Source organism: Streptomyces sp. NRRL S-495 (assembly GCF_000966955.1).
Taxonomy (GTDB): domain Bacteria; phylum Actinomycetota; class Actinomycetes; order Streptomycetales; family Streptomycetaceae; genus Kitasatospora; species Kitasatospora purpeofusca.
In genome coordinates, this window is sequence record NZ_JZWY01000834.1 from 1 (window position 1) to 11,067 (window position 11,067).

An 11,067-nucleotide genomic window follows, 5' to 3' on the forward strand; every position below is an offset into this window, starting at 1 on the left:
GGCCGTGGGCGGGCGGACCGGCGGCGGGTCAGTCCGGTTCGCCGCGCCGCAGCACCAGCGCCGAGTTGGAGCCCATCAGCCCGCGGCTGAGCACCAGGGCGGTGCGCAGTTCGGCCGGGCGGGCGCGGCCGGTCACCAGGGCCAGGTCGTGGGCGACCTCGGTGACATTCGGGGTGGGCGGCAGTACGCCGTCCTCCATGGCGAGCACGGCGGCGACCGTGTCCAGCGGCGGTGCGCCGCAGTAGGCCCGCCCGGTACCGGACTTGGGGGCGGTGACCGGTACCCGCTCGGCGTACGGGCCGAGCGCGTCCGCCAGCGCGAGCGCCTCGGCGCGGTCCGCGGCCGGGATGCCGAGGGCGTCGGCGAAGACCACGTCCACCTCCTCCGGCGAGATCCGGGCCCGGTCGAGGGCGATCCGGATCGCGGCCGCCAGGCCCTCGCGGGACTCCGCCCAGCGGGAGGCGCCGGTGAAGGTGGCGCCGTGCCCGGCGACGTACGCCCGGACGGCGGCCCCGCGGCGGCGGGCGGTGGCCTCGTCCTCCAGCAGCAGCATCGCGCCGCCCTCGGCGGGGGCGAAGCCGGCCGCGTCGGGGGAGAACGGCAGGTAGGCCCGGTCGGGCCGGTCGACCAGGCTCAGTTCGGGGTAGCCGAGCTGGCAGACCATCGAGTACGGCGCGAGCGGGGCCTCGGCGGCGCCGACCACCACCGCGTCGGTGCCGTGCGCGACGGACCGGGCGGCGTGGGCGATCGCGTCCAGCCCGCCGGCCTCGTCGCTGGCCACCACCCCGCACGGGCCCTTGTAGCCGCCGCGGATCGACACCTGGCCGGTGCTGGCCGCGTAGAACCAGGCGATGGACTGGTAGGGGCCGACGAACTGCGGTCCCTTGCCCCACAGTTGCTGGAGCTCGCCCTGGCCGAACTCGCCGCCGCCGGAGCCGGCCGCGGTCACCACGCCGACCGCGTAGGGGTGTTCGGGATCGGCGACGAATCCGGCGTCCGCCACCGCCTGGTCGGCGGCGGCCATCGCGTAGTGCGTGAACCGGTCGGTCTGCACCAGGTAGCGGCTGTCGATGACGGCCTGCGGGTCGAAGTCCCGCACCTGGCCCGCGATGCGCAGCGGGAGGTCCGCACAGCCCTCACGGGATATCCGGTCGAGGACGCTCACGCCCTGCCGGGTGGCCTTCCAGAAGGCATCGGCTCCGACGCCGTTCGGTGCCACCACACCCAGGCCGGTGATCACCGCCCGGCGTTCCTGTTGACGTGACGTCATGGATCTCACCCCGTTCTCGTGAGCACGACGGCGGACTGGAATCCGCCGAAGCCGCTGCCGACCGAGAGGATGTGGCGCAGCGGGGTCTCCCGGGCGGTGCGCGGCACGTAGTCCAGGTCGCACTCCGGGTCGGGTGTCTCGTAGTTGGCGGTCGGCGGCACCACACCGCGGTCCAGCGCGAGGGTGCAGGCGACCACCTCGATCGCGCCGATCGCGCCGAGCGAGTGCCCGACCATCGACTTGATCGAGCTCATCGGCGTCCGGTAGGCGTGCTCGCCGAGCGAGCGCTTCACGGCCGCCGTCTCGTGCCGGTCGTTCTGCTTGGTGCCCGAGCCGTGCGCGTTGACGTAGTCGACGTCGGTGCGGTCGACCCGGGCGTGGGCGAGCGCCTGGTCGATCGCCCGGGACATCTCCAGCCCCTCCTGGGTGAGGCCGGTCATGTGGTAGGCGTTGCCGAAGGTAGCGAAGCCCCCGATCTCGCCGTAGATCCGGGCGCCGCGCCGCCGGGCGTGCTCCAGTTCCTCCAGCACCAGGACGGCGCCGCCCTCGCCGAGTACGAAGCCGTCCCGGTGGGCGTCGAACGGCCGGGAGGCGTGTGCCGGGTCGTCGTTGCGTTCGCTGGTGGCCTTGATGGCGTCGAAGCAGGCGACGGTGATCGGCGAGATCGGCGAGTCCGAGGCCCCGGTGATGCAGATGTCGGCCCGGCCGTCCTCGACCGTCTGGAAGGCGTAGCCGATGGCGTCCAGGCCGGAGGTGCAGCCGGTGGAGACGGTCTGCACCGGTCCGTGGGCGCCGGTCCGCTCGGCGACCGCCGAGGCGAGCGTGCTGGGCGCGAAGGCCCGGTGCAGCTGCGGTTCGGCCAGCCGGTGGTCGACGTCCCAGCGGGCGCCGCCGGCGCTGACCAGGGCGTAGTCGTGCTCCAGCCGGGTGGTGCCGCCGACGGCGGTGCCGAGCGAGACGCCGATCCGCCACGGGTCCTCGGCGGCCAGGTCGAGTCCGGCGTCGCTGATCGCCTCGTCCGCCGCCACCATCGCGAACTGGACGTAGCGGTCGGCCCGTTGGACGTCGTCCGGGCCGAGCCCGTGGGCCGCCGGGTCGAAGTCGCACTCGGCGGCGATCCGGGAGCGGAACCCGGCGGGGTCGAAGAGGGTGATGCCGCGGGTCGCCGTCCGCCCGGAGGTGAGGAGGTCCCAGAACGCCGGGACCCCGACCCCACCGGGCGCGACCACGCCGATTCCGGTGACGGCGACCCGTCGCCGACTCATGAAGCCACCTTGGCGTGTTCCGGCGGCCCGGCGTTGACCGCCGCCCCGGTCTCCTCGGTGTCCACGTGGCCGAGTTCGGGGCGCGGTGCCAGCGGGCCGAGGTGGAAGACCATCTTGGCCACGGTGTCGCCGACGTTGCGGAACCGGTGGCGCATGTCGATCGGGATCATCAGCCCCTGTTCGGGCTTGAGGATCCGGGTCTCGCCGTCCAGGTCCACCTCCAGGTCGCCGGTGACGACGAAGACGAACTCCTCGGAGTACGGGTGGTAGTGCTCGCCGATCCGCTCGCCGGGCTGCACGATGGCCAGCCCCATGAACCCGCTGGTGGCGCCGCAGGTGGCCGGGGTGAGCATGGCGCGCAGGTCGCCGCCGCGCCGGCGGTTCTCCGGGGCCTCGGAGACGTTCACGATCCGTGGGTACTGCGTGGACATGGTTTCTTCCTTCTTGCCGGGTGTGCTACCGGGTGGGCTGCCTGTTCTGCCGTGTTCTGCCGTGTTCTGCCGAGTACTGCCTGACGTGACGTAGCGTCAGGCGTCCTGCGAGGTGCGGTCGGTGACCGGGTTCATGGCGCGCGCGGCGAGGAAGGCGCGCAGTCCGGCGTCGGTCCGCAGGTCGACCTCGGGGCCGAGTTCGAGTAGCCGGCCCAGGACGGCGGCCTCGCGCTCGCCGGCGATGCCGAGCGCCGCCGCCGGGTCCGCCTCCGGCGGCACCCGCAGGTCCACCAGCCGGACCACGACGTCGTCCCGGTGGAACACGGTGCTGGTCGCGACCGGGCCGGTCGGGTCGACGGTGGCGAGCTCGTCGTACTCGGCGAGGAGGTCGGTGACCGCCTGGCCGTTGCCGGGCTTCACCGGGTACAGCACGGCGTGCCGGTGCGGCCGTCCGGCGGCGGGGGTGCCGGCCACGGCCTGGTTCGCGGCGGGCAGCGCGGCCCGGGCGAAGAAGGCGCGCGCCGCCTGCGGGTCGCCCAGCTGGCGGGCCTCCTCCAGGTGCGGGTTGATCGCCTCCTCGACGGCCCGCACCTCGGGCTGCATGGCGACGTGCCGCAGCGCGTCGCCGAGGATGCCGATCACCTCGACCGCGCGGACGACGCGGTTGCCGTGCATGAACAGCGAGGTGCGGCGCAGCCGGGTGGTCGCGTCGACCTCGGCCCGGGGGGAGGCGTAGCCGGACAGGATCCGGGCCACCTCGGGCTCGCTGCCGGGCTTCACGGTGAAGGTGAGCGCGTGCCGGACCACGCCGTCCGGGCCGGGGTCGGCCTTGGGCGGGCCGGCCTGCCCGGACGGGGCGGTGCGCGGCAGACCGGCCGGCACCTCGTCCGGGGCCCGGGTGCCGGTGGCGCCGGCGGCGGAGGTCTCGCGGAGGATCGTGTAGCGCATCGAGCGGAAGGTGTCGCTGACGCAGCCGTGCATCGGCTTGACCATCTCGCGGTGGGCCGGGCTGTCCACCCACTCCAGGAAGGTCTCCTGGTCCTCCCACTCACTGGTGATGAGCCACTGCCGGGGGTCGTTGATGGACTGGCAGAGCTGGTCGCTGACGTGGCCGGGCACGGTGGCGACCTGGTGGCGGAGCTGCTCGTAGACGTCCATGAAGCGCTGCTGGGCGCCGTCCTGGATCTCCAGCATCAGCACTACTCGCAGCCGGGTGTCGGAGGCGGAGTGCTGCCGCGCGGGCGGTTCGGACAGAGTCGTCATGGTCCACTTTCTGCTTCGGGCCGCACGCGTCGGGGGCCGCGTGCGGCGGCTCCGGTGCCGGAGCGCTGGGCGGTCTCCGGCGGGGAGGGGAGCTGAGGTGGCGTCGGCCACCAGGTCTGAGGTCGATCGTGCGCGGTGCTCCCGGGTGGCGCGAGCCATGCGGGCCATCCGAGCGATGAAGCGCCAGAACGGCCCCGCCGCGGGGGACGGTAGGACCGGGCCGCCGTGTCCGCGGGCCCCTCCGAGGGTCGCGCCGAGCCCCGCATTCGGCCCCGAACTCCCGTACAGGCTGGAGCAATTGATGAATCCGAAGGTGGACGACCGGGTACCGGTCCTGATCGTCGGCGGCTCGTTGGTCGGGCTGTCGGCCGCACTCTTCCTGGGCCGACTGGGTGTCAGGCACCTGCTGGTCGAGAAGCACGCCGACACCTCGCGTCACCCGCGTGGCCGAGGCAACAACGTCCGGACGATGGAGCTGTACCGGGTGGCCGGCATCGAGGCGGCGATCCGCGAGGCGGCGTCCGTGCTGGCCCCGAACCACGGCATCCTGCAGGCCCCCTCGCTGACCGGCGAGGAGCAGGAGTGGCTGTTCCGCGAGATCGACCCGGGCGGGCGGCTGGCCCGCTTCAGCCCCAGCTCCTGGTGCCTGTGCAGCCAGAACGACCTGGAGCCGGTGCTGCGCCACGCCGCCCGGGACCTGGGCGCGGACATCCGCTTCGGCACCGAGCTGCTCTCCTTCGAGCAGGACGCCGAGGGGGTGACGGCACTGCTGCGCAGCCGGGAGACCGGGGAGGAGCGGACCGTCCGGGCGCAGTACCTGGTCGCGGCGGACGGCCCGCGCAGCCCGGCCCGCACCGAGCTGGGCATCGGCCAGACCGGCAAGGGCGAGCTGTTCCACAACGTCAGCATCACCTTCCGGGCGAAGCGGCTGGCCGAGGTGGTCGGCGACCGCCACTTCATCGCCTGCTACCTGACGAACCCCGAGGCGGACGGCGCCCTCCTGCCGGTCGACAACCGGGAGGAGTGGGTGTTCCACGCGCCGTGGCACCCGGAGCACGGCGAGCCGCTGGAGGCGTTCACCGACGAGCGCTGCGCCCGGCACATCCGGGCCGCCGTCGGGATGCCGGAGCTCGACGTGGAGGTGACCGGCAGGGCGCCGTGGCACGCGGCCGAGCGGGTGGCCGAGAGCTACTCCTCCGGGCGGGTGTTCCTGGCCGGGGACTCGGCGCACGAGATGTCCCCGACCGGGGCGTTCGGCTCGAACACCGGCATCCAGGACGCGCACAACCTGGCCTGGAAGCTCGCCGCGGTGCTCTGCGGCTGGGCCGGCCCCGGCCTGCTGGACACCTACGGGCAGGAGCGCCGCCCGGTGGCGCGGGTGACCAGCGAGCGGGCCTCGGCCCGTTCCGCCGAGCACAGCCACCCGGGCTACGCGGTGGTGCCGGGCGTCGGCCGGCAGGCCGGGGTGCTGGCGGTGGCGCTCGGCTACCGCTACCCGCAGGGCGCGGTGACCGGCACCGATCCGCGGGGCCCGGTGGTCCCGGAGGCCTTCGAGTCGGCGGGCGAACCGGGCAGCCGGGCGCCGCACCAGTGGGTGCGGCGGGCCGGGGTCCGGCTCTCCACCCTCGACCTGTACGAGCAGACCATGGTGCTGCTGACCGGTTCGGCGGGAACCGCCTGGCAGGAGGGCGCCCGCCGGGCGGCGGACCGGCTGGCCGTGCCGCTGGAGGCGTTCCGGATCGGCGCGGACGGCGAGGACGACCTGGCGCCCGAGCCGGGCGAGGACTTCGCCGCCCTGCACGGCATCGGCCCCGACGGCGCCCTGCTCGTCCGCCCGGACGGCTTCGTGGCCTGGCGCTCCGAGGGCCCCGCCGAGGACCCGGACGGGGTGGTCGAGCGGGCCCTGCGCGAGGTGCTCTCGCTGTAGTCGGGCCGGGACAGCGGAACGGGCCCGCCGGTGCGTACCGGCGGGCCCGTGCTGCGGAGCGGCGGGGGTCAGTGGCCGCCCGCGTCGACCACCTCGACGTCCTCGATGTTCTGCTCGATGACCTCGGCGGGCAGGGCGACCCGGATCGCCCAGTAGTAGATCGCCAGCGAGAACACGGCGACCGCGGCCATGTCCCACCACATCGGGATCCGGCCCGTGCCTTCGCCGAAGCCGCCCTGCCAGGAGACCAGGCCGAGGCCGAGCAGGTAGACCGGCAGCCACTGGGCGGCCCGCAGGTCCAGGCGGGGGGCGTTCGGCAGGCCCTTGCGGGTGGCGTAGGCGGCGTAGCTGCCGAGCAGGACGTAGCCGACCACGATGGCGATGCCCAGGCGGGAGAGGGTGTGCCAGCCGGACCAGTAGATGATCAGGCTGGAGACCACGAAGGAGGCCGGGGCGATGACCGCGCCGCCGGGCAGGCGGTACGAGCGCTCGCGGTGCGGCAGCCGGCGGCGCAGCGCGCCGAAGGCCAGCGGGGCGCCGGCGTACATCAGCACGCTGGCGGAGACGATGAAGCCGACCAGCTCCTGCCAGCTCGGGAAGGGCAGGAAGCAGATGACACCGGTGACGAACGACATGACCAGGCCGAACCACGGGGTGCCGCGCTTGTCGACGCGCTCGAAGAGCTGCGGCGCGTAGCCGTTCTTGCTCAGGCCGTACGCGATGCGCGAGGTCGAGGTGGTGTAGATGAGGCCGGTGCCGCCGGGGGAGACGATGGCGTCGAAGTACAGCACCCAGGCCAGCCAGCCCAGGCCGACCACGGTGGCGAGGCCGGCGAACGGGCCGTCGATGCCGGGGAAGTCCAGCTTGTCCCAGCCGTTGGCGAAGGAGGCAGCGGGCAGCGCGGCGATGAAGACGACCTGCAGCAGGACGTAGATCACGGTGCCGATGGCGACCGAGCCGAGCACGGCGCGGGGGATGTCGCGCTTGGGGTTCTTGCTCTCGCCGGCCAGCTGGATCGCCTGCTCGAAGCCCAGCAGGGCGAAGATGATGCCGCTGGCGCTGACCGCGGTGAGCACGCCCTTGACGCCGAACGGGGCGAAGCCGTGCGAGCTGAAGTTGGAGCCGTGGAAGTTGGTCACGGCGAGCACGAAGATCGCGAACAGCGGGACGAAGATCTTCAGCCAGGTGGTGGCGCTGTTGGTGCGGGCGAGCACCCGGACACCGAGGAAGTTGACCGCGACGAACAGGCCCATCAGCAGGACGGCGACCACGAAGCCGCTGGCGGTGAGGGTGCCGTTGTCGTTGAGGAGGCTCTTCGCGAACTCCCAGTGCCCCGCGTAGCCGATCATCGCCTCGACCTCGATCGGGGCGACGGTGGCGGCCTGGAGCCAGGAGAACCAGCCGAACGACATGCCCGCCAGGCCGCCGAAGGCGTAGTGCGGGTAGCGCGCCGTGCCGCCGGCGACCGGGAACATGCCGCCGAGCTCGGCGTGCACGAAGGCCAGCAGGACGATCGCGACCGCGCCGATGCCCCAGGCGATGAGCGCCGCCGGGCCGGCGACGACCACGGCGTTCTTGGCTCCGTAGAGCCAACCCGAGCCGATGATCGATCCGACCGAGGCCCACATGAGGCCGATCAGGCCGACCTCGCGCCGGAGCGACCGGTGGGTGGTGGTGCCGGTGGTGCCGGTGCTCGATCCGGGCGGGGAGAGCTGGTTGAGGGAGGCCATTCGCAATCTCTCTGTGCTGTGGGGGCTCCGGCGGTGCGGAGCGCGGAGAGTTGCCACACAGTAGGCGTATTCATAGACCTCTGCACAGATTTCATTACTGAATGTTTACCTACTTCGCGGGATATTCCCGCAGGTAGGAGGCCATGTGTTCATGTGCCCGTTACGTGACTCGCGGGTAGTTCCGCTATTTGAGCGCGAATTGAGCCTCGGTCCGTACTCGTGCAATATGGAGGGCATCCCGATTTATAGAAATCGGCTGGAGCGCATAGAAATACCGCTGCGTGGTGCGCGCTGCGTGGCGTGCCGGGGGCGCCGCGGACGGGCACCTAGCCTGGGGCGATGACCGACCGCCAGACCGGGCCGCGGCCGCCGGTCCGCTACCGCCCGCTCTCCCCGCTGCGCGAGCACCTGCGCGAGTCGTTCTGGTTCGCCCCGCTGCTCGCCTGCGTCGCCGCCGTGCTGCTGGCCGGGCTGACCGCCGAGCTCGACGAGGCGGTGGTCAGCCAGAGCGTTGCCGACACCGGCTCGGTGGACGAGCTGCTGCGCTTCAACAGTGCTGCCAAGTCCGTGGTGTCCACGGTGAGTTCGGCGATGCTGACGTTCATCGGCGTGGTCTTCTCGATCTCCCTGGTGGCCCTGCAGATGGCCGCCAGCCAGTTCTCCCCGCGGGTGCTGCGGCTCTACGTCCGCAGCCGGCTGACCAAGGCCGCCTTCTCGGTCTGCCTGGCCACCTTCCTCTTCGCGCTGCTGGTCCAGTTCAGCTACGACGACTCCACCGACCCGGCCAAGCTCACCTCGGTGCCGGTCTTCTCCAGCGTGGTGGCCGTGCTCCTGGTCGTGCTCAGCCTCGGCCTGTTCGTGCTCTACGTGCAGTCCACCATGCGGCTGCTGCGCGTCCCGCACGTGATCGACCGGGTGGCCAACGAGTCGATGACCGTCCTGCTCCAGTACCGGCTGATGCCGGCCGGACCCGCGCCGCCGCCCGCGCCCGCCGACGCGTACACCCTGCTCCACGAGGGGCGCTCCGGCGTGCTGCGGGACGTGAACATCGGGCGGTTGCTGCGGATCGCCCGCAAGCACGACGCGGTGCTGCACCTGGTGCCGAGGATCGGCGACTTCATCGCCCCCGGGGCCCCGATCGTCCGGGTGGCCGGCGAGCGCCCGCCGCGCTCGCGGCGGATCGCCCAGGCGCTCAACGTCGGCGTCGACCGCACCATGCACCAGGACCTGAGCTTCGGCTTCCGCCAGCTCGTGGACATCGCGATCCGCGCGCTCTCGCCCGCCGTCAACGACCCGACCACCGCCGTGCAGGCCGTCGACCGGATCCACCAACTGCTCGCGATGCTCCTCAACGAGAGCTTCGGCGACCTCTGCCACCGCGACCGGAACGGTGCGGTCCGGCTGGTCGAACCGGTGCCTGGCTGGTCGAGCATCGTCGACCTCGCCTTCACCGAGATCCGACTCTGCGGCGCGGGCCACCCCCAGGTGACCCGCCGCCTGACCGCCGCGCTGGACGACCTGCTGCGCATCGCCCCGGACCGGCGCCGGCCCGAACTCCTGGAACAGCAGGTCCTGTTGGTCCGCGCGGTGACCCAGGAGCAGGGCGACCCCGAGGTCCGGGCCTTCGCCCTGCGCCCGGACCGCCAGGGCATCGGCTGACCGGCCCCCGGGAGCGCCGCGACCCGGGGGCCCGGGTGCACCGACCCGGGCCCCCGGGGGTCCTGGGGCGGGTCCGAAGGCACGCCCTCAGGGCACCGGCCGCAGGGTCGGCCGGGCCGGGACGAGCGCGCGGAGCACCAGATCGACGTGGACATGGGCCGCACCGGCCCGGAGCAGCGCGGCCGAGACGGCGCGCAGCTCCTCGGGTCCCGTGCAGGCGAGCCGGAGTTCCAGGTCGGCGCCGCCGGCCAGCGCCAACCCGCTCTGCACCGCCGGGAGTTCGGCGACCAGCCGGTCGAAGTCGAGCGGGACGGGGCCGAAGCTCACCCGGGCGAGGGCCTGGAGCGGCCGGGCCGGCTCGGGCCGGGGCGCCTCGGGGACCAGATGGAGTGCGCTCACCGGCGCTGCAGCTGCGCACCGGACCGGGTGGTGGGGCGCCCGGCGACCGGGCGGGTGGCGCCGTCGGCGGACGGATCGCCAGGAGTCGGTGCGACGGCCGGGGTGACGACCGGTGCGGCGACCAGTCGCGGGTCCAGGACGAGCTCGTCGACACCGAGCGGCGCGGTGAGCGCCCGCAGGGCCGGTTCGCCGAGTTCGACGGCGGCCTGCTCCGGGCCGAGCAGCTCGGCGAGCGCGCCCGCGGAGCTGAAGCCGACGGCGCAGCGGCGCCCGTCGCGCAGGCGGAAGAGGCGGAGGGAGGTGGTCCGTCGGGTGACGGTGACCGGGACGTGCCAGACGACGACGCGGGCCATGCGGGTGCTCCCGAGTGGTGGAGAGGGGCCTGCCGGAACTGCACCTCCGACGCTAGGACCGTGGTGGTCGGACGGAGAACCTTCCTGACGCAGCGTTGACCGAATGCAGCGCCGCGTTGACGAAGTCCTGACGGTCGGCTGCACCGCTCACCGGACGCCCTTCCCTATCCTTCCCTATCGCACCCTGTGTCATGGTAGTTTGCGTAACGAAGCGACAAGGCGAAGGAGGCGGCCGGTGCCGGAGCACCCCCCGGAGTACTTCTCGGTCGAGCAGGTTGCCGAACTGCTCGGACTGCACGTCCGGACGGTCCGCGGCTACGTCCGCGACGGCCGGCTGCGGGCCACCAGGATCGGCAAGCAGTACCGGATCGCCCGCCGCGACTTCGAGTCCTTCGCCGGCGGCCCCGGTGCCGACGGCTCCGACGGCCCTGGCGGCCCCGGCGCCGCCCCCGGGTCCGAGGCCCCGCCGCCGGCGGCCCCGGGTCCGCTGCACGCCGAGGCGTCCGTCGTGGTGCAGATCGACGCCATCGGCCTCCGGGAGGCCGCGCGGCTGTCGAACACCCTGCTCGCGGCGGTCTCGGGCCCGCGCGGCGGCGGTGTGCCGCTGCGGATCGAGACGCTGCACAACGAGGAGCGCTCGACCCTCAAGGTGATCGTCCTCGGCGCCCCGGCCGACACCGCCGAGCTGCTGCTCCTCATCCACACCCTGACCACGGAGAACCGCCATGTCTGAGCCGCTCCCGACGCCCGCCCCCGCCCCCGCTCCCGCC

Annotated in this window: 10 protein-coding genes; 3 read left to right on the forward strand and 7 right to left on the reverse strand. The window is 73.3% G+C overall.

Annotated elements, in window-relative coordinates; translation table 11 throughout:
* Window positions 1–28 precede the first annotated feature (28 nt).
* The 4 genes from VR45_RS34470 to VR45_RS34485 all read right to left on the reverse strand — a co-directional run bounded on the left by VR45_RS34470 (window position 29) and on the right by VR45_RS34485 (window position 4,229).
* Complete coding sequence (locus tag VR45_RS34470) at window positions 29–1,270, reverse strand: beta-ketoacyl synthase N-terminal-like domain-containing protein (protein ID WP_045943850.1); 1,242 nt, start codon at window positions 1,268–1,270, stop codon at window positions 29–31.
* A gap of 5 nt (window positions 1,271–1,275) precedes the next feature.
* Entirely contained in the window at window positions 1,276–2,535 is a 1,260-nt protein-coding gene (locus VR45_RS34475) for a beta-ketoacyl-[acyl-carrier-protein] synthase family protein (protein ID WP_045943851.1), read from the reverse strand.
* A complete protein-coding gene (locus VR45_RS34480; RefSeq protein WP_045943852.1) occupies window positions 2,532–2,966 on the reverse strand; it encodes a cupin domain-containing protein in 435 nt (144 codons plus the stop codon). The genes VR45_RS34475 and VR45_RS34480 overlap by 4 nt, the downstream gene beginning before the upstream one ends.
* 96 nt (window positions 2,967–3,062) lie before the next feature.
* Window positions 3,063–4,229, reverse strand: coding sequence for a SchA/CurD-like domain-containing protein (locus tag VR45_RS34485; RefSeq protein ID WP_045943853.1), 1,167 nt, complete (start codon window positions 4,227–4,229; stop codon window positions 3,063–3,065).
* A 301-nt stretch (window positions 4,230–4,530) separates the two neighbouring features.
* Here VR45_RS34485 and VR45_RS34490 point away from each other — a divergent pair, with 301 nt between their 5' ends.
* Window positions 4,531–6,156, forward strand: coding sequence for an FAD-dependent monooxygenase (locus VR45_RS34490; protein WP_045943854.1), 1,626 nt, complete (start codon window positions 4,531–4,533; stop codon window positions 6,154–6,156).
* A 68-nt stretch (window positions 6,157–6,224) separates the two neighbouring features.
* Here VR45_RS34490 and VR45_RS34495 read toward each other — a convergent pair whose 3' ends face one another.
* Entirely contained in the window at window positions 6,225–7,886 is a 1,662-nt protein-coding gene (locus tag VR45_RS34495) for an APC family permease (protein ID WP_045943855.1), read from the reverse strand.
* 339 nt (window positions 7,887–8,225) lie between these two features.
* On the opposite strand from VR45_RS34495, the gene VR45_RS34500 reads away from it, so the two are divergent.
* Window positions 8,226–9,545: a DUF2254 domain-containing protein gene (locus VR45_RS34500; protein ID WP_045943856.1), complete on the forward strand. Its 1,320-nt coding sequence runs from the start codon at window positions 8,226–8,228 to the stop codon at window positions 9,543–9,545.
* Window positions 9,546–9,632: 87 nt separating this feature from the next.
* Here the strand turns inward: VR45_RS34500 and VR45_RS34505 are convergent, their stop codons facing one another.
* Both VR45_RS34505 and VR45_RS34510 read right to left on the reverse strand, forming a co-directional pair.
* A complete protein-coding gene (locus VR45_RS34505) occupies window positions 9,633–9,944 on the reverse strand; it encodes a hypothetical protein (protein WP_030396286.1) in 312 nt (103 codons plus the stop codon).
* Window positions 9,941–10,297 (reverse strand): SAV_915 family protein, encoded by a 357-nt coding sequence (locus VR45_RS34510; RefSeq protein WP_063772596.1) that lies wholly within the window; start codon window positions 10,295–10,297, stop codon window positions 9,941–9,943. The genes VR45_RS34505 and VR45_RS34510 overlap by 4 nt, the downstream gene beginning before the upstream one ends.
* A gap of 235 nt (window positions 10,298–10,532) precedes the next feature.
* Between VR45_RS34510 and VR45_RS34515 the strand changes: the two genes are divergently transcribed.
* Window positions 10,533–11,030, forward strand: coding sequence for a helix-turn-helix domain-containing protein (locus VR45_RS34515; protein ID WP_045943857.1), 498 nt, complete (start codon window positions 10,533–10,535; stop codon window positions 11,028–11,030).
* Window positions 11,031–11,067 lie beyond the last annotated feature (37 nt).

What these genes read in the sequence shown, in the direction of transcription:
- VR45_RS34470 (WP_045943850.1), bottom strand. Translation starts at nt 1,270, where the DNA reads ATGACGTCACGTCAACAGGAACGCCGGGCGGTGATCACCGGCCTGGGT.
- VR45_RS34475 (WP_045943851.1), bottom strand. Translation starts at nt 2,535, where the DNA reads ATGAGTCGGCGACGGGTCGCCGTCACCGGAATCGGCGTGGTCGCGCCC.
- VR45_RS34480 (WP_045943852.1), bottom strand. Translation starts at nt 2,966, where the DNA reads ATGTCCACGCAGTACCCACGGATCGTGAACGTCTCCGAGGCCCCGGAG.
- VR45_RS34485 (WP_045943853.1), bottom strand. Translation starts at nt 4,229, where the DNA reads ATGACGACTCTGTCCGAACCGCCCGCGCGGCAGCACTCCGCCTCCGAC.
- VR45_RS34490 (WP_045943854.1), top strand. Translation starts at nt 4,531, where the DNA reads ATGAATCCGAAGGTGGACGACCGGGTACCGGTCCTGATCGTCGGCGGC.
- VR45_RS34495 (WP_045943855.1), bottom strand. Translation starts at nt 7,886, where the DNA reads ATGGCCTCCCTCAACCAGCTCTCCCCGCCCGGATCGAGCACCGGCACC.
- VR45_RS34500 (WP_045943856.1), top strand. Translation starts at nt 8,226, where the DNA reads ATGACCGACCGCCAGACCGGGCCGCGGCCGCCGGTCCGCTACCGCCCG.
- VR45_RS34510 (WP_063772596.1), bottom strand. Translation starts at nt 10,297, where the DNA reads ATGGCCCGCGTCGTCGTCTGGCACGTCCCGGTCACCGTCACCCGACGG.